This window comes from Mesorhizobium sp. B2-4-7 (assembly GCF_006442685.1).
Lineage (GTDB): Bacteria > Pseudomonadota > Alphaproteobacteria > Rhizobiales > Rhizobiaceae > Mesorhizobium.
Genome location: NZ_VFVH01000010.1, coordinates 62,371 through 84,728 on the forward strand (window position 1 = coordinate 62,371; position 22,358 = coordinate 84,728).

Below are 22,358 nucleotides of genomic sequence, written 5' to 3' on the forward strand. Positions count from 1 at the left end.
TTGCCCCGGCGGCCTTGTTGCCTGAGATTTCTTGCCGCCGCGCCTACTGCGCGGCGGTTGTCATGTCGGCCAGCATCGGCTCGGCGACTTCGACACCGGAGGCCTTGCGGCGCTCGTCGATGATCAGTTCGTCGCGCGAGGTGGCGATGCGGCGGATCTGGCTCATCGTGCCGCCGGTACCGGCCGGGATCAGCCGGCCGACGATGACGTTTTCCTTCAAGCCCTGCAGCATGTCGGTCTTGCCGGCAACCGCGGCTTCCGTCAGCACCCTGGTCGTCTCCTGGAAGGAGGCGGCCGAGATGAAGGACGGCGTCTGCAGCGAGGCCTTGGTGATGCCGAGCAGCACCGGCTGGCCTTCGGCCGGCTTCTTGCCGTCCTCGACCAGGCGCTCGTTGACCTCTTCCAGTTCGATCACGTCGACGTGGTCGCCCGGAATATAGGTCGAGTCGCCCTGCGTGGTGATCTCGACCTTCTGCAGCATCTGGCGAACGATCACCTCGATGTGCTTGTCGTTGATCGACACGCCCTGCAGACGGTAGACCTCCTGGATCTCGTTGACGAGGTAGGACGCAAGCGCCTCCACGCCCTTGATCGCCAGGATGTCGTGCGGCGCCGGATTGCCGTCGAGGATGTAGTCGCCCTTCTCGATGACGTCGCCGTCCTGGAGATGGAACGGCTTGCCCTTCGGGATCAGGTATTCGACAGGCTCAAGCGTCGAGTCATGCGGCTCGATGATGATGCGGCGCTTGTTCTTGTAGTCGCGGCCGAAGCGGATCGTACCATCGATCTCTGCGATGATGGCGTGATCCTTCGGACGACGGGCCTCGAACAGCTCGGCAACACGCGGCAGACCGCCGGTGATGTCCTTGGTCTTGGCGCTTTCCATCGGGATACGCGCCAGGACGTCGCCAGGGCGAACCTGAGCACCCGGCTCGACCGAGAGAATGGCCTCGACCGAGAGCAGGAAGCGGGCATCGCCGCCCTTCGACAGCTTGCCGACCTTGCCCTTGGCGTCCTGAACGACGATCGCCGGCTTCAGGTCGTTGCCGCGCGGCGTCGAACGCCAGTCGATGACCTCGCGCTTGGTGATGCCGGTCGACTCGTCGGCCGTTTCCTGGACGGAAATGCCGTCGACCAGATCCTCGAACGCCACCTTGCCCTCGATTTCGGTGAGGATCGGGCGGGTGTAAGGATCCCATTCGGCGATGCGCTGGCCGCGCTTCACCTTGTCGCCATCGTCCACGAAGATGCGCGAACCATAGGTGACGCGGTGCGTGGCGCGCTCCTTGCCGGCCTCGTCGAGGATCAGCACCGCCATGTTGCGGCCCATGACCATCTGCTGGCCGTCCGAGTTGCGCACCACGTTGCGGTTGCGGATCTCGACCTTGCCCTCATAGGAGGCTTCAAGGAACGAGCTATCCACCACCTGCGCCGTACCGCCCATGTGGAAGGTACGCATGGTGAGCTGGGTGCCCGGCTCGCCGATCGACTGCGCCGCGATAACGCCGACGGCCTCGCCCTGGTTGACCGGGGTGCCCCGGGCCAGATCGCGTCCGTAGCAGACCGCGCAGACGCCGACCCTGACTTCGCAAGTCAGCGCCGAGCGGATGCGGACCGACTGCACGCCGGCCTTCTCGATCTGCTCCACGTCGCGCTCGTCCATCAGCGTTCCGGCCTTGACCAGCAATTCGCCGGTCACCGGATGGTTGATGTCGTCGAGCGCGGTGCGGCCCAGCACGCGCTGGCCGACCGAAGCGACGACCTGACCGGCATCGACGATCGGCTGCATGGTGAGGCCCTTGTCGGTGCCGCAGTCCACGGAGTTGACGATGCAGTCCTGCGCCACGTCGACCAGACGACGGGTGAGATAGCCCGAGTTCGCCGTCTTCAGGGCGGTGTCCGCCAGACCCTTGCGGGCGCCGTGGGTCGAGTTGAAGTACTCGAGCACGGTCAGGCCTTCCTTGAAGTTCGAGATGATCGGCGTCTCGATGATTTCACCCGACGGCTTGGCCATCAGGCCGCGCATGCCGGCGAGCTGGCGCATCTGGGTGGGCGAGCCGCGCGCACCGGAGTGCGACATCATGTAGATCGAGTTCATCGGCTTCTGACGACCATTGTCCTCGAACTCGACCGCCTTGATGCGGGCCATCATTTCGTCGGCGACCTTTTCCGAGCACTTGGCCCAGGCGTCGACGACCTTGTTGTACTTCTCGCCCTGCGTGATCAGGCCGTCATTGTACTGCTGCTCGTATTCCTTGGCCAAGGCCTCGGTGTCCGACACCAGCTTGATCTTGGTATCCGGGATCAGCATGTCGTCCTTGCCGAACGAAATGCCGGCACGGCAGGCATGGGCGAAACCGAGCGCCATGATGCGATCGCAGAAAATGACCGTCTCCTTCTGACCGCAATGGCGGTAGACGGTGTCGATCATCTTGGAGATGTTCTTCTTGGTCATCTCCTGGTTGGCGGTCTCGTAAGGCACGTTGACGTTCTTCGGCAGAAGCTCGCCGATGATCATGCGGCCAGGCGTGGTGTCGTAGATCTTCGACACGACCTTGCCTTCGGCGTCGACCGAGCGGAAGCGGCCCTTGATCTTGGCGTGCAGGGTCACCGCCTTGGTCTCGAGCGCGTGCTGGAGTTCGCCCATGTCGGCAAACACCATGCCCTCGCCCGGCTCGTTCTGGTTGACGATCGAGAGGTAGTAGAGACCCAGAACCATGTCCTGCGACGGCACGATGATCGGCGCGCCCGAAGCCGGGTGCAGGATGTTGTTGGTCGACATCATCAGCACACGGGCTTCCAACTGTGCTTCCAGCGACAGCGGCACGTGGACCGCCATCTGGTCGCCGTCGAAGTCGGCGTTGAAGGCCGTGCAGACCAGCGGATGCAGCTGGATCGCCTTGCCTTCGATCAGGATCGGCTCGAACGCCTGGATGCCGAGGCGGTGCAGCGTCGGCGCGCGGTTCAAGAGCACCGGATGCTCGCGGATGACCTCGTCGAGGATATCCCAGACTTCCGGACGCTCCTTCTCGACCAGCTTCTTGGCCTGCTTGACGGTCGAGGAGTAACCCTTGGCGTCGAGGCGGGCGTAGATGAAGGGCTTGAACAGTTCGAGCGCCATCTTCTTGGGCAGGCCGCACTGGTGCAGCTTGAGCTCCGGACCGGTGACGATGACCGAACGGCCGGAATAGTCGACGCGCTTGCCGAGCAGGTTCTGGCGGAACCGGCCCTGCTTGCCCTTGAGCATATCCGAGAGCGACTTCAGCGGACGCTTGTTGGCGCCGGTGATGACGCGGCCACGGCGGCCGTTGTCGAACAGCGCGTCGACGGCTTCCTGCAGCATGCGCTTTTCATTGCGCACGATGATGCCGGGGGCACGCAACTCGATCAGCCGCTTCAGACGGTTGTTGCGGTTGATGACGCGTCGATAGAGATCGTTGAGGTCCGACGTCGCGAAACGTCCGCCGTCCAGCGGGACGAGCGGGCGCAGGTCCGGCGGAATCACCGGAACCACCTTCATGATCATCCATTCCGGACGGTTGCCGGACTCCATGAAGTTCTCGACGACCTTGAGCCGCTTCAGATACTTCTTCTGCTTCAGCTCGGACGTGGTCGAAGCCAGCTCCGAACGCAGGTCGCCGGCGATCTTCTCCAGGTCCATGCCGGCCAGAAGGTCATGAATGGCCTCGGCGCCGATCATGGCGGTGAAGCTATCCTCGCCATATTCGTCGACGGCGATCATGTACTCTTCCTCGCTGAGCAGCTGGTGCTCCTTCAGCGCGGTGAGGCCGGGTTCGGTGACGATGTAGTTCTCGAAGTAGAGGACGCGCTCGATGTCCTTCAGGGTCATGTCGAGCAGCGTGCCGATGCGCGAGGGCAGCGACTTCAGGAACCAGATATGGGCGACGGGTGCCGCCAGCTCGATATGGCCCATGCGCTCGCGGCGAACGCGCGACAGCGTGACTTCGACACCGCACTTTTCGCAGATGACGCCCTTGTACTTCATGCGCTTGTACTTGCCGCACAGGCACTCGTAGTCCTTGATCGGGCCAAAAATGCGCGCGCAGAACAGACCGTCACGCTCCGGCTTGAATGTGCGGTAGTTGATGGTCTCCGGCTTCTTGATCTCGCCGAACGACCAGGACAGAATCTTCTCAGGGCTGGCGAGCGATATCCGGATGGAATCGAACACCTGCGCCGGCGCCTGGGGATTGAAGAGATTCATGACCTCTTGGTTCATGCCGTTCTCCTTTCGGGGTCCTCGAAAACCCCTTGCATCTGATGCGGGGCAAATGCCCGCTGAGTGGTCGGCCCACCGGCCGAAGAATTTGGTGCACCCGGTCGCGGGAGCCTCTCCCGCGACCGGGTGTCTTGTTTATTCCGCTGCGTCGGGCAGCCGAACCGGGGCTTCGTCGAGCTTGGTGTTCTCCAATTCGACGTTGAGGCCGAGCGACCGCATCTCCTTGACGAGAACGTTGAAGCTCTCGGGAATGCCGGCCTCGAAGGTGTCGTCGCCGCGGACGATCGCCTCGTAGACCTTGGTGCGGCCGGCGACGTCGTCCGACTTCACCGTCAGCATTTCCTGCAGCGTGTAGGCGGCGCCGTACGCTTCCAGCGCCCAGACCTCCATTTCACCGAAGCGCTGGCCGCCGAACTGCGCCTTGCCGCCCAGCGGCTGCTGGGTGACGAGCGAGTACGGACCGATCGAACGCGCGTGGATCTTGTCGTCCACGAGGTGGTGAAGCTTGAGCATGTAGATGTAGCCCATCGTCACCTTGCGATCGAACGGCTCGCCGGTGCGTCCGTCATAGAGCTGCGACTGACCGCTGGTGTGCAGGCCCGCCTGCTCCAGCATGACGTTGATGTCGGCCTCGTGCGCGCCGTCGAACACCGGGGTCGCGATCGAGACGCCGCGGCGCATCTGCTCGCTCAGGCGAACGATGCTCTCGTCGTCATACTCGCGGACCGGCTCATTGCGGTCGTTGGCGGGCATGAAGCTCTCCAGCGTCTTGCGCAGCGGCTTGATGTCGCCGGCAGACTTGTAGGCGTCGATCATCTCGCCGATCTTCCTGCCCATTCCGGCGCAAGCCCAGCCCAGATGCGTTTCCAGGATCTGGCCGACATTCATGCGGCTCGGCACACCCAGCGGGTTGAGCACGATATCGGCATGCGTGCCGTCCTCGAGGAAAGGCATGTCCTCGACCGGAACGATGCGCGACACGACACCCTTGTTGCCGTGACGGCCGGCCATCTTGTCACCCGGCTGCATCTTGCGCTTCACCGCCACGAAGACCTTGACCATCTTCATGACGCCCGGAGGCATTTCGTCGCCGCGCTGCACCTTCTCGACCTTGTCCATGAAGCGCTGTTCGAGTGCCTTCTTGGAATCGTCGTACTGGCCGCGCAGGGCTTCCAGTTCGCTCTGGAGCTTTTCGTTCTCCACGGCGAACTGCCACCACTGCGAACGCGGATACTCGTCGAGCGTGTCCTTCGATAGCGTCGAGCCCTTCTTGAAGCCCTTCGGTCCGGCGATCGCTTCCTTGCCGACGAGCACGTCGGAAAGGCGCGCGTAGACGTTGCGATCCAGGATCGCCTGCTCGTCGTCACGGTCCTTGGCGAGGCGTTCGATCTCCTCGCGCTCGATCGCCATGGCGCGCTCGTCCTTCTCCACACCGTGGCGATTGAACACGCGCACCTCGACGACGGTGCCGAAGGTGCCCGGAGGCATGCGCATCGAGGTGTCGCGCACATCGGATGCCTTTTCGCCGAAGATGGCGCGCAGAAGCTTTTCTTCCGGCGTCATCGGGCTTTCGCCCTTCGGCGTGATCTTGCCGACCAGGATATCGCCCGGCTGAACTTCGGCACCGATATAGACGATGCCGGCTTCATCGAGGTTCTTCAGCGCTTCTTCCGAGACGTTCGGAATGTCGCGCGTGATTTCCTCCGGTCCGAGCTTGGTGTCGCGCGCCATGACCTCGAACTCCTCGATGTGGATCGAGGTGAAGACGTCGTCGGCGACGATGCGCTCGGACAGGAGGATCGAGTCCTCGTAGTTGTAGCCGTTCCACGGCATGAACGCGACCAGCACGTTGCGGCCGAGAGCCAGATCGCCGAGCTCGGTCGAAGGACCGTCCGCGATGATGTCGCCCTTGTTGACCCGGTCGCCCATGCGCACCAGCGGACGCTGGTTGATGCAGGTGTTCTGGTTCGAACGCTGGAACTTCATCAGCCGGTAGATGTCGACGCCGGACTTGCCCGGATCGAGGTCTTCCGTTGCGCGGATGACGATACGCGTCGCGTCCACCTGGTCGACGATGCCGCCGCGGCGGGCGCCGATGGCGGCGCCCGAATCACGGGCGACGATCGGCTCCATGCCGGTGCCGACGAACGGCGCTTCGGCGCGCACCAGCGGCACGGCCTGGCGCTGCATGTTCGAGCCCATCAGCGCGCGGTTGGCGTCGTCGTTCTCAAGGAACGGGATCAGGGCCGCGGCCACCGACACCATCTGCTTGGGCGAAACGTCCATCAGGTCGACGTTTTCGCGGGGCGCCATCATCACCTCGCCGGCACTGCGGCAAATGACGAATTCGTCGACAAAGCGGCCATCCTTGTCGAGCTCGGCATTGGCCTGCGCGACATGGTGCTTGGCCTCTTCCATCGCCGACAGATAGACGACGTCATTGGTCAGCTTGCCGTCGACGATCTTGCGGTACGGGCTCTCGATGAAGCCGTACTTGTTGACGCGCGCGAAGGTGGCGAGCGAGTTGATCAGGCCGATATTCGGGCCTTCCGGCGTCTCGATCGGGCAGATGCGGCCGTAATGCGTCGGGTGCACGTCGCGCACCTCGAAGCCGGCGCGCTCGCGGGTCAGACCACCCGGTCCAAGCGCGGAGAGACGGCGCTTGTGGGTGATCTCCGACAGCGGATTGGTCTGGTCCATGAACTGCGACAGCTGCGAGGAACCGAAGAACTCGCGCACGGCGGCAGCCGCCGGCTTGGCGTTGATCAGGTCCTGCGGCATGACCGTGTCGATCTCGATCGAGGACATACGCTCCTTGATCGCGCGCTCCATGCGCAGCAGGCCGACGCGGTACTGGTTTTCCATCAGCTCGCCGACCGAACGCACGCGGCGATTGCCGAGATTGTCGATGTCGTCGATCTCGCCCTTGCCGTCACGCAGTTCGACCAGCGTCTTGACCACGGCCAGGATGTCGTCCTTGCGCAGCACGCGCACGGTGTCCTCGGCCTTGAGTTCGAGGCGCATGTTCATCTTGACGCGGCCAACGGCGGACAGGTCGTAGCGCTCGCTGTCGAAGAACAGCGAGTTGAACATGGCTTCGGCGGTTTCGAGCGTCGGCGGCTCGCCGGGGCGCATGACACGATAGATGTCGAACAGCGCGTCCTGGCGGCTCTCGTTCTTGTCGACGGCGAGCGTGTTGCGGATGTAGGCGCCGACATTGACGTGATCGATGTCGAGTATCTGGATCTCGTCCTCGCCGGTGCCAAGCAGCACCTTCAGCGTCTTGTCATCGATCTCGTCGCCGGCCTCAAGGAAGATCTCGCCGGTGGCGTAATTGACGATGTCCTCGGCGAGATAGTTGCCGAGCAGGTCCTCGTCGGTCGCCTTGATCGCCTTCAGGCCCTTTTCGCCGAGCTGGCGGGCCTGGCGGGCGGTGATCTTCTTGCCGGCCTCGACAACGACCTCACCCGTGTCGGCGTCGACCAGGTCGCCGACGGCCTTGAGGCCGCGGAAACGATCCACGTTGAACGGAATGCGCCAGTGATCGCCGGCGCGCTTGTAGGTGATCTTGTTGTAGAAGGTCGACAGGATCTCTTCGCCGTCCATGCCGAGCGCCATCAGCAGCGACGTCACCGGAATCTTGCGGCGACGGTCGATGCGGGCGTGCACGACGTCCTTGGAATCGAACTCGATGTCGAGCCACGAACCGCGATAGGGGATGACGCGCGCGGCAAACAGGAGCTTGCCCGACGAGTGCGATTTGCCCTTGTCATGGTCGAAGAAGACGCCCGGCGAGCGGTGCATCTGCGAGACGATGACGCGCTCGGTGCCGTTGACGATGAAGGTGCCGTTCGAGGTCATGAGCGGCATGTCGCCCATGTAGACGTCCTGCTCCTTGATGTCCTTGATCGACTTCGCGCCGGTATCCTCGTCGATATCGAACACGATCAGGCGCAGCGTCACCTTCAGCGGCGCGGCATAGGTGAGGTCGCGCTGACGGCATTCGTCAACGTCGAATTTCGGTCCTTCGAACTCGTACTTCACGAACTCCAGCATCGAGGAGCCGGAAAAATCGGAGATCGGGAAGACCGACTTGAAAACAGCCTGCAGTCCCTCGTCCGGACGTCCGCCCTTAGGCTCGTCCACCATCAGGAACTGGTCATAGGACGCCTTCTGAACCTCGATGAGGTTCGGCATCTCCGCAACTTCAGGGATCTTTCCGAAGAACTTGCGTACGCGTCTGCGGCCATTGAAAGTCTGGGTCTGGGCCATCGTCGCTCCTTAGCTCTAAACTCGGGGCGAGCCTCGCCGCGGCTCGCCTTGCATCCGAACCGCCTGGGCAGCGGCTCTCTGTCTGTTCTCCGGCCCCATTACCAAACTACTTGGCGGCGGCCGGCTAAAACGGGAGAAAACCCGTTTCCTGAGGGCCGGTTTTCGGCCCTCAGGAAAGAGGTTTTCGTGCATCTCGCGCTACGCAGCCTCCCCAGGTCGCCCGAGGGAGTGGCGGACGGCGCGAGACCGTCCGCCGATTGTTACGCTTACTTCAGCTCGACCTTGGCGCCGGCTGCTTCCAGCTGGGCCTTGAACTTGTCGGCGTCGGCCTTGGAAACGGCTTCCTTGACCGGCTTCGGAGCCGCTTCGACCAGGTCCTTGGCTTCCTTGAGGCCAAGGCCGGTGATGGCGCGGACTTCCTTGATGACGTTGATCTTCTGAGCGCCGGCATCGGTGAGGACGACGTCGAATTCCGTCTTTTCCTCGACCGGAGCAGCGGCAGCGGCAGCGCCGCCGGCAGCGGCAACAGCCACCGGAGCAGCAGCCGAAACGCCCCACTTTTCTTCCAGAAGCTTCGACAGCTCAGCCGCCTCGAGGACGGTCAGCTTCGAAAGGTCGTCTACGATCTTTGCGAGATCAGCCATTGTTGTATTCCTTCATAAGGTTCGAACGTGTGTTTGTGATAGCGAGGAACGGCCTCATGCCGCCTCGTCCTTCCGGGCGTAAGCGCCGATGACACGCGCGACCGAAGCCGCGGGCGCATTGACGATCTGGGCGATCCGGGTTGCCGGCGTGGCGATCATGCCAACCAGCCTGGCGCGCAGCTCGTCGAGCGACGGGAGTGTGGCGAGTGCCTTCACACCGTCGGCGTTAAGCGAGGTGGTGCCCATTGCGCCGCCGAGAATGACCAGCTTGTCATTCCCCTTGGCGAAATCGGACGCGACCTTCGGCGCCGCAATCGGATCCTCCGAATAGGCGACCAGCGTCTGTCCCTTGAACAGATCGATGATCGATGCGGAGTCCGTGCCCTGAAGAGCGATTTTGGCGAGACGGTTCTTCGCGACTTTAACGGTGCCACCGGCAGCGCGCATTTTCGACCGGAGGTCGTTCATTTGCGCGACGGTGATACCGGCATAGTGGGCCACGACCACTGAACCCGCGTTCGAGAACGCATCGTTCAGGCCCGTGACGAGTTCGCGTTTTTCCGCTCTGTCCACTGCCTATCTCCAGTTGACCCCCACCCTGCTAACGGGAACATTCCCATTCACGAGGACAGGCGTCGGGTTGCCTTTTGCCGGCCGGGCCATCCAGTAACGGATCTCCCGAACAGCGCTCGAGGATCCTGCCCCCTTTCGCCACACCGCCGGCAAGCCGGACGATGCGCAGACAAAAGGCAAACACGGTTCGAACCTTTCATTGGAGCGCTTGCTCCTTTGTCGGGTCTTCACCCGTCTCATGCAGGCCCACATGAATTAAGGCCCCCCCTTTTCAATCAAGGCCGGGCCGCCTGCAATCTCGGACAGGATGTCCGGAAACCTTTCGGCTCCCGGTACCGGGCCCAGAACGATCCAGGCCCGGAATTCACTTACGGATCGGCCCGTTCAGCGGCCGATCCAAACGGTTAATCAGGACGCCGCGAGCGTCGAGACGTCGAGCTTGAGGCCCGGGCCCATCGTCGAGGTGACGGACACCTTCTTGACGTAGTTGCCCTTGGCACCAGCCGGCTTTGCCTTGGTCACCGCATCGGCGAAGGCGCGGACGTTTTCTTCCAGCGCCTTGACGTCGAACGAGACCTTGCCGACGCCGGCGTGAACGATGCCGGCCTTCTCGACGCGGAACTCCACAGCGCCGCCCTTCGATGCCTTGACGGCGGCCGCGACGTCGGTGGTGACGGTACCGACCTTCGGGTTCGGCATCATGCCGCGCGGGCCGAGCACCTTGCCCAGACGGCCGACGAGCGGCATCATGTCCGGCGTGGCGATGCAGCGATCGAAATCGATCGTGCCCTTCTGGACGATGTCGACCAGGTCCTCCGCGCCGACGATGTCGGCGCCAGCGGCCTTGGCTTCCTCGGCCTTGTCGCCACGGGCGAACACGGCGACGCGGACCGAGCGGCCGGTGCCGTTCGGCAGGTTGACCACGCCGCGGACCATCTGGTCGGCATGGCGAGGATCAACGCCGAGATTCATCGCGACTTCGATCGTCTCGTCGAACTTGACCGTGGAGCGATCCTTGAGCAGCTTCAGCGCGTCACCCAAGGTATAAGCCTTGTTGGGATCGATGCCTTCGCGGGTCTTCGATACACGCTTTGCAATCTTTGCCATGATCTCAGCCCACCACTTCCAGACCCATCGAGCGGGCGGAGCCCTCGACCATGCGCATGGCCGCCTCGACGTCGTTTGCGTTCAGATCCTTCATCTTCTGCTCGGCGATGGCGCGCACCTTGTCGCGGCCGATCGTGCCGGCCTTGACCTTGCCCGGCTCCTTGGAGCCCGACTTCAGGTTCGCGGCCTTCTTCAGGAAGTAGCTCACCGGCGGCGTCTTCATGACGAAGGTGAACGACTTGTCCTGGTAGTAGGTGATGACGACCGGAATCGGCGATCCCTTTTCCATTTCCTGGGTCTGCGCGTTGAACGCCTTGCAGAACTCCATGATGTTGATGCCGCGCTGACCAAGCGCCGGGCCGATCGGGGGCGACGGCGTAGCCGAGCCCGCGGCAACCTGGAGCTTGAGCTGGCCTGCAATTTTCTTAGCCATCTCTATTCCTGCCTTTGTCTATGCCGGCCCCTCGATCTGGGAAAACACCGGCTGTTGCAGTCTGGTGGTGCGGTTCCTGCGGCCGGCTAAAGCCGCATTCGCCTCCCACCGTTCTCAGGCCGCGCGTTGCCGCGCCGCCTCCCCTGACCACCGGAACGGCGCCAGGGATTTCGGATCAGCCTTTTTCGACTTGCCCGAATTCCAGATCGACAGGCACGGCGCGCCCGAAGATCGAAACTTCCACCTTGAGCCGCGCCCGCTCCTCGTCGACTTCCTGGACGAAGCCGTTGAAGGACGCGAAGGGGCCATCCGAGACGCGGATCGCCTCGCCGATCTCGAAAGTAACCGAGGGCTTCGGCCGCTCGACGCCTTCCTGCACCTGGTTCAGGATGCGCTGCGCCTCGGCCTCGGTGATCGGCACCGGCTTGGAGTCGCCCAAAAACCCGGTCACCTTCGGCGTGTTCTTGACCAGAGAGAACACGGCGTCGGTCAAGTTGGCCTTCAGGAGCACATAGCCCGGAAAGAACTTGCGCTCGGCGTCGACCTTGCGGCCGCGACGAACCTCGACGACCTTCTCGGTCGGCACGACGATCTGCTCGATATCGGCGGACAGGCCCTTCTGCTTGGCCTTGTTCTCGATGTCCTCGGCGACCTTCTTCTCAAAGTTCGAATAGGCGTGGACGATGTACCAGCGCGTAGTCATTTCACGACTTCTCCGTAATCGCCGGACTTAGCGTCCAATGCCCAGAATCTGTTCGACCGCGAGGCCCATGAGCTGATCGGCGGTGAAGAAAAAGATCATCGCGATCACAGCGAAAGCCAGAACCATCACTGTCGAGATCATCGTTTCGCGTCGCGACGGCCAAGTCACCTTGGCGGTCTCCGCGCGAACCTGCTGGAGAAAGACGAAAGGATTTGTGGTTTTCGAAGCCATATGCCGCTCTGTCTTCAAGACCCGTTGGCCGGGTCTCCTGGATGATCCCGCTGGCCGGGACGTGCCGCCTGGGTCCATTTTCGCGCCGAATCAGCGCAATCATTTCGCCCATGCAAATCAGACGCGTAAAGCCGGCTTCCCAGCTCCACGCGTCGCGTGTCTGTTTCGTCTACATAAAACCGATTCTTGATCCACGCAAGTGGCAAGTGTCCGCTTTATGACCAAACACCGCCTCGGAACCATCCAGTCGTTCCGTCCCGGCTATGGCGCCCTTATGCCTCAATCAGCTTAATATGGCAAGCCGGTCGTCGATTTTCAAAGGGCGGCCCGCAGAAATATCGTTTCTGACGGCCATTTAGGAAATGGCTGAGTTTTTGTTTGACGTGCCATTTCTTGAAATGGCACGGGCAGCAGGGCTCGAACCTACGACCTGCGGTTTTGGAGACCGCCGCTCTACCAACTGAGCTATGCCCGTACACGTGCGCCTCGGCGCAGCAGGGGCTTCCTAAAAGCTTCCGCGCGCTCTGTAAAGAGCGGTTTGCAAGCAAACGCGCCTTCATCCCCTTTCCCGGAAATCGGGATGGTCGACGACCAGCCCGCCGCCATCGATCTCCGGTTTCATGCTCGAGTGCGCCGGCATGCTGTTCGCGGAGATCTTGCCTGCCGGCCCGTGTATCCGTTGGACGCTATTTGGTGTCCGGGACCCGGTAAGGCCCGCCGGGCACGCCCCAGCCCCAGGCCGGCATCGGCTCGGTCTCCGGGTCGCACGTTTCGCCGAGATTGGAATTCATCCTGGCGAGCCGCGATCCCCACTCGACATAGCCCATGAAGGCGGAACGGAACTCCGGATCGTCAGGCAGCCCGACGGCATCCGCGGCATCGGCCAGCAGGTTGATCCAGCGGCGGCGCTGCTCCTCCGTCAAATGCTTGCCCAGGTGATGCATCACCATCTCGCGGTGGCCGCCGAATTTTTCGCTGTAGGTTTTCGGCCCGCCGAAAACCTCGCCGATAAAGGCCGCGACATGGGCGGGATGGTCGGGCGACATATGCTTGAACACCGGCCCGACGACCGGATCCTGCGCCACCTTGTCATAGAAGGTCTGCGTCAGCCGGTTGAGCGCTTCGCTGCCGCCGGCCCATTCGTACAGTGTCGGAACATCCTGGCTCATACTTGACCTCCGCCCAGCGCCGCCTGCAGCGACGATAGCGGAAAAATCGAGCAAGCCTCAACCTGCCTCGATGGCCAGTTCGATGACGCGGCTACCGTTCGACCGCGTGTCGGCCCCGGCATGCCAACGGCTGACCTTCGGTCGCCGACAAAAAGGGCGGCCCGAGGACCGCCCTTCCTTCTCGATCCGGCTGATGCCGGTGTCGATTACTCTTTGATGGTGACGACGATGCCGGCACCGACGGTGCGGCCGCCTTCACGGATGGCGAAGCGCAGCTTCTCTTCCATGGCGATCGGCACGATCAGCTCGACATCGACCGTGATGTTGTCGCCAGGCATCACCATCTCGGTGCCGGCCGGCAGCGACACGATGCCGGTCACGTCGGTCGTGCGGAAGTAGAACTGCGGACGGTAGTTGGTGAAGAACGGCGTGTGACGGCCGCCCTCGTCCTTGGTCAGGATGTAGGCTTCGGCCACGAACTTCTTGTGCGGCTTCACCGAACCGGGCTTGGCCAGAACCTGGCCGCGCTCGACACCTTCACGGTCGACGCCGCGCAGCAGCGCGCCGATGTTGTCGCCCGCCTGGCCCTGGTCGAGCAGCTTGCGGAACATCTCGACGCCCGTGCAGGTCGTCTTGGTGGTCGGACGGATGCCGATGATCTCCAGCTCCTCGCCGACCTTGACCACGCCGCGCTCGACGCGACCGGTCACGACCGTGCCGCGGCCCGAGATCGAGAACACGTCTTCGATCGGCATCAGGAACGGCTTGTCGAGCGGGCGGACCGGCGTCGGGATGTAGGCGTCGACCTGAGCCATCAGCTCGCGGATCGCGTCCTCGCCGATCTTCTTGTCCGAATCTTCCAGAGCCGCCAGCGCCGAACCCTTGACGATCGGAATGTCGTCGCCGGGGAACTCGTTCTTGGTCAGCAATTCGCGAACCTCGAGCTCGACCAGCTCAAGCAGCTCGGCGTCGTCGACCTGGTCGACCTTGTTCAAGAACACCACGATCGACGGCACGCCGACCTGGCGGGCCAAAAGGATGTGCTCGCGGGTCTGCGGCATCGGGCCGTCGGCGGCCGACACAACCAGGATCGCGCCGTCCATCTGCGCGGCACCGGTGATCATGTTCTTCACATAGTCGGCGTGGCCGGGGCAGTCGACATGGGCGTAGTGGCGGTTCTCCGTCTCGTACTCAACGTGAGCCGTCGAAATCGTGATGCCGCGCGCCTTCTCTTCCGGCGCCGCGTCAATCTGGTCATAGCGCTTGTATTCGCCAAAATACTTGGTGATCGCTGCCGTCAAAGACGTCTTGCCATGATCAACGTGGCCAATCGTGCCGATGTTCACATGCGGCTTGGTGCGCTCGAATTTACCTTTTGCCATAGTCTCTTTCCTTGGACGGCCTGGACCTTCAGTTCAGTCGAATGCGGGGCGATTAGCGACAAAGGCCAAAAAACACAAGCGTCTTTTGCCCGGGCGCCTTCTCACTCGGCCCGAACCCGTGATCCGATTGCGGGGATATGGCGCTGATATAGGAACGTGTCGCGTGAAATGGAATGGCCTAAACCCCTGCGCAATCGCGCCGGCCTCCCGCGCCCCGCTCGTCGGTCGCTGTCGGATTTGTCGGCGCTTCATGGCCCATTGCGGCGGTGTTCCCGCTCTGATTTCCTGCACCGATGCATTTCATCCCGACAGCCGTTCGCGGCCCTCTGTTCATGATCGTCTCGACCGGGTCGTATCTCGTCAACGATACGATGATGAAGCTCGCCACGGCGGGCCTGCCGTCCTATGAAGTGCTGTTCCTGCGCGGCGCGGCGGCAGCGCTCTGGGGCTTTCCGCTGCTGTTTGCGCTTGGTTATGGCAAACAGATCCCGCTGATCTTCGACAAGCGCGTGCTGCACCGCAACCTGCTCGAACTGGCCGCCATCCTTTGTTACGTCGTGGCGCTCGCCAACATGCAGATCGCCGATTCCACCGCCCTCGGACAGGTCACGCCGCTCTTGATGCTGGTCGGCTCCTCCATCCTGTTCGGCGAGCGGATCGGCGGCCAGCGCATGGCGCTGATCGGTCTCGGCTTCATCGGCGCGCTGATGGTGGCGCAACCGACCATGCAGGGCATCTCGGTCTACGCCTTGCTGGCGCTTGGCAATGCGGCATTGTCGGCCGCGCGCGATCTCACCGGCAGGCGGGTTCCGGCCGAGGTGCCGGGAATGATCGTGGCGATCTCCGCCGTCGTCGTGGTGCTGATCGGCGCCGGTGCGGCACACCTGGTTTCAGAGCGCTGGATCATGCCCGGAGCACATCATTTGCTGCTCATGGCCGGAGCCGGGTTTTTCCTGATCTTCGGCCATTTCTTCATCTTCATGGCCTATCGCGTCGGGCCGACCAGCGCAGTGGCGCCGTTCTACTACTGCTTCACCGTCTGGGCGATGATTTCGGGCCTGCTGGTGTTCGGACAATTCCCAAACGCGCTGGCGATTTGCGGCATCCTTCTGGTTGTCGGTAGCGGATTGGCCATCGTCTCGCTCGACCAGCGCAAGCGCCGGCTGACTGTCGTGGCCTAAGTCGGCTCCAGTTGCGGCCGATTATCGCCGGGGGTCTCGCCGCAAAGCTCAACACGCTGCCCGCGAGATCCTCAAGAGGGTCAGATAGGACGCGCCAGACGGCGCTCCGCGGTGGCAAACACCGCCGATGATGGACAGACGAGGGCGCATGACCCGAAAGGCGGGATCCGGTTTCGGGAAAGGTCATGGACAAGCGAACGGATAAAATCCCATCCCGAACCTTCGGAATGGGACTGGTGCTAAATAGTCCGCTTGCCGGCGAACTGGTGGTAAGCCCATAACACGACCACGGCGCCCACCACCGCGACGATCAGGCTGTATATGTTGAGACCGGTCACGCCCGACGCGCCGAAAGCGCTGAAGATCAGGCCGCCGACAATGGCGCCGACAATGCCGAGCACGATATCCATGATCATGCCCTGGCCGCTCTTGTTGACGATCTTGCTGCCAAGAAAGCCGGCGATGACTCCCAGAATAATCCAGCTGATGATTGACATTTTTCCTCTCCAATCCCCTGCCGCGTCCATCATTTTCATATGATTGTCAAAAGCTCAAGCCAGCTTGAAATTCCGCCCGATTGCGTCATTGTGAGGATGGGACGGGCTTGGTTGACAAGGAGATCCAAGATGGGACTGTTTGACAATGCCGTTCCGGGCGGCAACATCACCAAACCCCTGATGATCGCGCTTGGCGCGCTGCTGGTCGGAAAGATGCTCAGCGGCAGGAGTGCCGAACAGCCGGAGCAACCCCAAGCTCCCGTACCGGCCGAGTCCGGTGAAACCACGGCCGGCGATGGCGGCCTGCTTGGCGGACTGGGCGGCCTGCTCGACAAATTGAAGAACTCCGGCCACGGCAACGTCGCCGATTCCTGGGTCGGCACCGGCCAGAACCAACCGATCAACGCCAACGACCTGGGCAACGCGATCGGACCGCAGGTCATCCACGAGATCGCGCAACGGACGGGGCTCGACGAGCAGGAACTGCTCAAGCAATTGTCCGCAGCCTTGCCTGGCATCGTCGACAAGCTGACGCCGAACGGCCAGGTGCCGCAGCAACATCAGGTCGCGTCGGCCTTCAACAGCTGAAGCCAGTGGACAGCCATCCTCTGGAGCGCTGCGCGACCTGGCCGCGCAGTGTTTCAGCTTGCCGATGGCGTGGGTTGGAAATCTGGAGCGGGTAGCGGGAATCGAACCCGCATATTCAGCTTGGAAGGCTGCTGCTCTACCACTGAGCTATACCCGCGCCGTGCACTGAAGTACCGGATTCCAAGGAGAAGCGCCATGCGCTTTTCGCCTCCGATGCTTTCACGTTTCAGGGCTTCCGGGCCGGCAGTGGTGGAGAGGGTTGGATTCGAACCAACGTAGGCTAAGCCAACGGATTTACAGTCCGTCCCCTTTAACCACTCGGGCACCTCTCCAGTCTGCCGCCGGAGCCATGCAACGAGGCATTCTTGCCGATCCGGACCCGAGTATCACTTCTCCGAAATCAGCGAAGCGCCTTATGGCGGCAAGGTCAGTGGGTGTCAACCGCGTGGGAAGGGTTTTTCGATGTTGTTCGCCGGCTGCGGCGACGGGCCATATCCCTGGCCGCCGGAGACCGCTATAGAAGCCGGCCATGAGCAACAAGACCGGCACCCCGAAAGACACCCACTACGCCAAGCTGCGTCGTGCACACCGCGACGAAAAGAGCGGCGGCGCGCCGGCGTTCCGGCCGCGCCAGCCCATGCCGCCGGGCGAGAACGCAGCCCACGGGCTGGTGCGGCTCTATGGCCTGCATACGGTGCGCGCGGCACTCGACAATCCGCGCCGCAAGATCCGGAAAATGCTGGTGACGCGCAATGCCGCCGAGCGGCTGGGACTGGCCGACCTCGCGGCTCTTCCCTTCAAGGCGGAACTGGTCGAACCCAGGGACATCGACAAGATCACGGGTTCGGATGCCGTGCACCAAGGCGCGTTGATCGAGGCCGAGCCGCTGAAGCCCAAGCGACTCGACGCTCTCGGCGATACAAAGCTGGTGCTGGTGCTCGACCAGATCACCGATCCGCACAATGTCGGCGCCATCCTGCGCTCGGCGGTCGCCTTCGATGCCGGCGCGCTGATCACCACGGCGCGCCACAGCCCGCAGGAATCGGGCGTGCTGGCGAAATCAGCCTCGGGCGCGCTCGAACATATCGACCAGATCGAGGTCAAGAACCTGGCCGACGCGCTCGCGCAACTGCACGAGGCCGGCTTCCAGACAATCGGTCTCGATTCGGACGGCCCGGCCGAACTCGAAACGAGCTTTGCCGGCGACAAGCTTGCCCTGGTGCTGGGCGCGGAAGGCAAGGGCTTGCGCCAGAAGACGCGCGAGACGGTGACGACACTGGCCCGCCTCGACATGCCCGGCGCGATCCGCTCGCTCAACGTGTCGAACGCGGCGGCGGTAAGCCTTTATGCGGCACGGAAATTCCTGAGGCAGTAGGGCAGTACGGCAATAAGGCAGTAGGGTTTCCAATCCGCCCGGAACGGGCGGCTCCCACTGCCCTACTGCCCCTACTGCCCTACCTCATGCCCGGCCATCCGCTCCAGCGCCCTGACCAGGGCCGAGTGATCCTCCTTGGCGCCGCCATTGGCGGCGCAGGAGTTGAACAGTTGCTGGGTGGTCGACGTGTTGGGCAGGGAGACGCCGAGCGCCCTTGCCCCTTCCAGCGCAAGGTTGAGATCCTTCTGGTGCAGTTCGATGCGGAAACCCGGCGCGAAGGTGCGCCTGACCATGCGCTCACCATGGACTTCGAGGATGCGCGAGGCGGCCAACCCGCCCATCAGCGCCTGCCTGACCTTGGCGGGGTCGGCGCCGGCTTTCGAAGCAAAAACAAGCGCTTCGGCGACGGCTTCAATGGTCAGCGCGACGACGATCTGGTTGGCGACCTTGGTGGTCTGGCCGACGCCGTTCGGTCCGACCAGGGTGATGTTCTTGCCCATCTTCTCGAAAACGGGCCTGGCGCGCTCGAAGGCCTTCTCCTCGCCGCCGACCATGATGGTCAGCGATGCGGCCTTGGCTCCCACCTCGCCGCCCGAGACCGGCGCATCGAGATAGTCGCAGCCCAGTTCGTTGATTTTTTTGGCGAAGACCTTGGTCTCGATCGGTGAGATCGAGCTCATGTCGATGGCCAATTTGCCTTTGGAAAGACCTGATGCGACGCCGTTGTCGCCGAACAGCACCTCGGCCACCTGCGGTGTGTCGGGCACCATGGTGATGATGATATCGGCGGCCTTCGCCACGGCGGCATGGCCGGTGACAGTTTTCAGTCCCTTGGCCACCAGTTCGGCCTGTGGCCTGGAGCGGTGGTCGCTGGCGATCACCGTGTAGCCGGCGTCCAGCAAATGTCCCGCCATCGGCGCGCCCATGATGCCAAGGCCGATGAAGCCGATGGTTTCCATTGTGGTTCTCCGTCTTGTTGAGGTTGCGTTCCTTCACGCCCCCCTCTGGCCTGCCGGCCATCTCCCCCACAGGTGGGGAGATTGGCAGTTTCGGCGCTGGCCCCAACTTTCCCGGTTCAAAATTTAGCGAAGCCGCCGGTGACATCCAACCTCCGCCCTTGGTGGGGGAGATGGCCGACAGGCCAGAGGAGGGCGTGAAGGAACGCGAGTTCGATTTCGACAGCTAAGCCGCCGCGCTTCCCTGCCCGGCCAGTTCCCGGAACCACCCCAACCCTTGCTCAGTTCCGGCCTTCGGCTTGTATTCCGCGCCGACCCAGCCGGAATAACCAATGCGGTCGATATGCTCGTACAGGAAGGGATAGTTGATCTCGCCCGTCCCCGGCTCGTGACGGCCGGGATTGTCCGCAAGCTGGATATGCGCGATGCGGCCGAGGTTTGCCTCGATGGTACGGGCGAGATCCCCCTCCATGATCTGCATGTGGTAGATGTCGTATTGCAGGAACAGGTTCTTCGAGCCGACGCGGTCGATCAGCGCCAGCGCCTGGTCGGAATAATTGAGGAAGAAGCCTGGAATGTCGCGCGTGTTGATCGGCTCGATCAGCAATTTGATACCGGCCTGCTCCAGTTTCTCCGCCGCGAAGGCGAGGTTCTCGGCAAAGACATCCTCGAGCACCTTGCGGTCGACACCGGCGGGCGCGATGCCGGCCAGGCAATTGACCTGTGAGCAGCCGAGCGCCTGCGCGTAGGTGATCGCCTTGGCGATGCCCTGGCGGAATTCCGGCACTCGGTCCGGCAAAACGGCGATACCGCGCTCGCCCTTGCCCCAATCGCCCGCCGGCAGGTTGAACAGCACCTGTGTCAGGCCGTTCTTCTTCAGCCGCGCGGCCACCACCTCGGGGGCATGGTCGTAGGGGCCTATATATTCGACGCCTTTGAAGCCCGCGCGGGCAGCTGCGTCAAAACGTTCGAGGAAGTCATGCTCGCCAAAGAGCATCGAAAGATTGGCTGAAAAACGCGGCATTTTTTTGTCCTTCTTCCGTCCTAGTCGAGCATGACGATCGCTGTCGGGGCATCCTCTTGATGTTCGGCAAGGTCTTCGAATTCGGTGATCTTGTCGATCTCGGTGCCCATCGAAATATTGGTGACGCGTTCGAGGATGAATTCGAGCACTACGGGAACCTGATGCTCCTTCATCAGCCGCTGCGCCTCCATGAAGGCACCGGCGAATTCTTCCGGTTTGCGCACCCTGACCGCCTTGCAGCCCATCGCCTCGGCAACAGCGACGTGGTCGACGCCGTAGCCGGCCTCGGGATCGTCCGATCGGTTGATGTTCTCGAAAGCAAGGCTGACCTCGTAATCCATCGAGAAGCCGCGCTGCGCCTGGCGGATCAGGCCGAGATAGGCATTGTTCACGACGACGTGGATGTAGGGCAGTTTGTGCTGCGCGCCGACCGCCAGTTCCTCGATCATGAACTGGAAGTCATAGTCGCCCGACAGCGCCACGATGGTGCGGTCGGGATCGGCGGCGCGCACGCCAAGGGCTGCCGGCAGTGTCCAGCCGAGCGGGCCGGCCTGGCCGCAATTGATCCAGTTGCGGGGCTTGTAGACATGCAGGAACTGCGCGCCGGCGATCTGCGACAGGCCGATCGTGGTGACGTAGGTGACGTCGCGCCCGAACGCCTTGTTCATCTCCTCATAGACGCGCTGCGGCTTGAGCGGCACCTGGTCGAAATGCGTCTTGCGCTTCATGGTCTTCTTGCGGTCCTGGCATTCCTTCGCCCAGCCCGACCAGTCGCGCAGTATTCCGGCCGTTTTCCACTCGGTGGCGACGTCGAGCAGCATCTTCAGCGCAGCCCCCGCATCCGAGACGACGCCGAGATCCGGGGCGAACACACGGCCGATCTGCGTCGGCTCGATGTCGACATGGATGAACTTTTTTCCCTTGGTGTAGACATCGACCGAACCGGTGTGGCGGTTGGCCCAGCGGTTGCCGATGCCGAAGACGAAGTCGGCTTCCAGCATCGTCGCGTTGCCATAGCGGTGCGAGGTCTGCAGGCCGCACATGCCGGCCATCAGCCGATGGTCGTCGGGGATCGCGCCCCAGCCCATCAGCGTCGGGATGACGGGCACGCCGGTAATCTCGGCGAATTCTATCAGCAGGTCCGACGCATCGGCATTGATGATGCCGCCGCCGGCGACGATCAGCGGCTTTTCGGCGGCGTTGAGCATCGCCAGAGCCTTTTCGGCCTGGGCGCGCGTCATCGCCGGCTTGAACGGCGCCAGCGGCTCGTAGGCGTCGATGTCGAACTCGATCTCGGCCAATTGGACGTCGACCGGCAGGTCGATCAGCACCGGTCCCGGGCGCGAAGACCTCATCAGGTGGAATGCCTTCTGCAGCGCCATCGGCACGAGATAAGGCTCCATGACGGTGACCGCCCATTTGGCGACGGGCGACGCGATAGCGGCGATGTCGACGGCCTGGAAATCCTCCTTGTTCAGCCGCGCCCGCGGCGCCTGGCCGGTGATGCAGAGGATCGGGATGGAATCGGCTGCGGCCGAGTAGAGCCCGGTGATCATGTCGGTGCCGGCTGGGCCAGACGTGCCGATGCAGAGCCCGATATTGCCTGCCTTGGCCCTGGTAAAACCTTCGGCCATGTGCGACGCGCCCTCGACATGACGGGCCAGCACATGGCGGATCGTGCCCCTCGCCTTCAGGGCCGAGTAGAGCGGATTGATCGCCGCGCCCGGCACACCGAAGGCGCAGGCGATGCCTTCCTTTTCGAGAACGAGAACCGCAGCATCGACAGCGCGCATCCTGGCCATTGTTCCGACCCTCCACAGGGTTGTGATTGTTGGATGACCGAGAATGTCAGCAAGCCGGCTATTTTTCAATTTTTTCAGAATATTTTTTCATTTCTAGGAAGCTGCCGTTGCCAATTGATTTCCTTTCTCTTTTTGTTTTCCAAAAAGTGGCAATGCAGAACGCGTGAAAAACTTTTTCATT

General features: G+C 62.6%; 17 protein-coding genes and 3 tRNA genes. 3 read left to right on the plus strand and 17 right to left on the minus strand.

Annotated elements, in window-relative coordinates:
- Positions 1 to 43 precede the first annotated feature (43 nt).
- The 11 genes from rpoC to tuf all read right to left on the minus strand — a co-directional run bounded on the left by rpoC (position 44) and on the right by tuf (position 14,754).
- Positions 44 to 4,240: a DNA-directed RNA polymerase subunit beta' gene (rpoC, locus tag FJ946_RS23545; RefSeq protein WP_140561040.1), complete on the minus strand. Its 4,197-nt coding sequence runs from the start codon at positions 4,238 to 4,240 to the stop codon at positions 44 to 46.
- Positions 4,241 to 4,375: 135 nt separating this feature from the next.
- Positions 4,376 to 8,512 (minus strand): DNA-directed RNA polymerase subunit beta, encoded by a 4,137-nt coding sequence (gene rpoB, locus FJ946_RS23550; RefSeq protein WP_140501628.1) that lies wholly within the window; start codon positions 8,510 to 8,512, stop codon positions 4,376 to 4,378.
- 266 nt (positions 8,513 to 8,778) lie between these two features.
- A complete protein-coding gene (gene rplL / locus FJ946_RS23555; protein WP_027146630.1) occupies positions 8,779 to 9,156 on the minus strand; it encodes a 50S ribosomal protein L7/L12 in 378 nt (125 codons plus the stop codon).
- A gap of 54 nt (positions 9,157 to 9,210) precedes the next feature.
- A complete protein-coding gene (gene rplJ, locus FJ946_RS23560; protein WP_140515456.1) occupies positions 9,211 to 9,729 on the minus strand; it encodes a 50S ribosomal protein L10 in 519 nt (172 codons plus the stop codon).
- A gap of 408 nt (positions 9,730 to 10,137) precedes the next feature.
- Positions 10,138 to 10,836: a 50S ribosomal protein L1 gene (rplA, locus tag FJ946_RS23565; protein ID WP_140501624.1), complete on the minus strand. Its 699-nt coding sequence runs from the start codon at positions 10,834 to 10,836 to the stop codon at positions 10,138 to 10,140.
- 4 nt (positions 10,837 to 10,840) lie between these two features.
- On the minus strand, positions 10,841 to 11,269 hold the full coding sequence (gene rplK, locus FJ946_RS23570) for a 50S ribosomal protein L11 (RefSeq protein ID WP_140501622.1): 429 nt from the start codon (positions 11,267 to 11,269) through the stop codon (positions 10,841 to 10,843).
- 175 nt (positions 11,270 to 11,444) lie between these two features.
- Complete coding sequence (gene nusG, locus FJ946_RS23575; protein WP_140501620.1) at positions 11,445 to 11,972, minus strand: transcription termination/antitermination protein NusG; 528 nt, start codon at positions 11,970 to 11,972, stop codon at positions 11,445 to 11,447.
- A 27-nt stretch (positions 11,973 to 11,999) separates the two neighbouring features.
- Complete coding sequence (gene secE / locus FJ946_RS23580) at positions 12,000 to 12,203, minus strand: preprotein translocase subunit SecE (RefSeq protein ID WP_013531408.1); 204 nt, start codon at positions 12,201 to 12,203, stop codon at positions 12,000 to 12,002.
- A gap of 399 nt (positions 12,204 to 12,602) precedes the next feature.
- Positions 12,603 to 12,678: transfer RNA gene (locus tag FJ946_RS23585), tRNA-Trp, on the minus strand.
- A 211-nt stretch (positions 12,679 to 12,889) separates the two neighbouring features.
- Positions 12,890 to 13,372 (minus strand): group II truncated hemoglobin, encoded by a 483-nt coding sequence (locus FJ946_RS23590; protein ID WP_140564602.1) that lies wholly within the window; start codon positions 13,370 to 13,372, stop codon positions 12,890 to 12,892.
- Positions 13,373 to 13,578: 206 nt separating this feature from the next.
- Positions 13,579 to 14,754, minus strand: coding sequence for an elongation factor Tu (gene tuf / locus FJ946_RS23595; RefSeq protein ID WP_140515452.1), 1,176 nt, complete (start codon positions 14,752 to 14,754; stop codon positions 13,579 to 13,581).
- 293 nt (positions 14,755 to 15,047) lie between these two features.
- Between tuf and FJ946_RS23600 the strand changes: the two genes are divergently transcribed.
- Positions 15,048 to 15,935, plus strand: a complete 888-nt coding sequence (locus tag FJ946_RS23600; protein ID WP_140517617.1) for a DMT family transporter — start codon at positions 15,048 to 15,050, stop codon at positions 15,933 to 15,935.
- A 239-nt stretch (positions 15,936 to 16,174) separates the two neighbouring features.
- Here FJ946_RS23600 and FJ946_RS23605 read toward each other — a convergent pair whose 3' ends face one another.
- Entirely contained in the window at positions 16,175 to 16,432 is a 258-nt protein-coding gene (locus FJ946_RS23605; RefSeq protein WP_140493554.1) for a GlsB/YeaQ/YmgE family stress response membrane protein, read from the minus strand.
- Positions 16,433 to 16,561: 129 nt separating this feature from the next.
- On the opposite strand from FJ946_RS23605, the gene FJ946_RS23610 reads away from it, so the two are divergent.
- Positions 16,562 to 17,020: a YidB family protein gene (locus tag FJ946_RS23610; RefSeq protein ID WP_140564603.1), complete on the plus strand. Its 459-nt coding sequence runs from the start codon at positions 16,562 to 16,564 to the stop codon at positions 17,018 to 17,020.
- 83 nt (positions 17,021 to 17,103) lie between these two features.
- Here FJ946_RS23610 and FJ946_RS23615 read toward each other — a convergent pair.
- Together FJ946_RS23615 and FJ946_RS23620 are read right to left on the minus strand one after the other, a co-directional pair.
- A tRNA-Gly gene (locus FJ946_RS23615) sits at positions 17,104 to 17,177 on the minus strand.
- A gap of 90 nt (positions 17,178 to 17,267) precedes the next feature.
- A tRNA-Tyr gene (locus tag FJ946_RS23620) sits at positions 17,268 to 17,352 on the minus strand.
- 197 nt (positions 17,353 to 17,549) lie between these two features.
- Here FJ946_RS23620 and FJ946_RS23625 point away from each other — a divergent pair.
- Positions 17,550 to 18,395: an RNA methyltransferase gene (locus FJ946_RS23625; protein WP_140564605.1), complete on the plus strand. Its 846-nt coding sequence runs from the start codon at positions 17,550 to 17,552 to the stop codon at positions 18,393 to 18,395.
- A 71-nt stretch (positions 18,396 to 18,466) separates the two neighbouring features.
- On the opposite strand, the gene FJ946_RS23630 is transcribed toward FJ946_RS23625, so the two are convergent.
- From FJ946_RS23630 to gcl, 3 genes are all read right to left on the minus strand, one after another.
- Complete coding sequence (locus FJ946_RS23630) at positions 18,467 to 19,354, minus strand: 2-hydroxy-3-oxopropionate reductase (RefSeq protein ID WP_140525529.1); 888 nt, start codon at positions 19,352 to 19,354, stop codon at positions 18,467 to 18,469.
- Positions 19,355 to 19,577: 223 nt separating this feature from the next.
- Complete coding sequence (gene hyi, locus FJ946_RS23640) at positions 19,578 to 20,375, minus strand: hydroxypyruvate isomerase (RefSeq protein ID WP_140564607.1); 798 nt, start codon at positions 20,373 to 20,375, stop codon at positions 19,578 to 19,580.
- A gap of 20 nt (positions 20,376 to 20,395) precedes the next feature.
- Positions 20,396 to 22,177, minus strand: coding sequence for a glyoxylate carboligase (gene gcl, locus FJ946_RS23645; protein ID WP_140564609.1), 1,782 nt, complete (start codon positions 22,175 to 22,177; stop codon positions 20,396 to 20,398).
- Between the last annotated feature and the right edge of the window lie 181 nt (positions 22,178 to 22,358).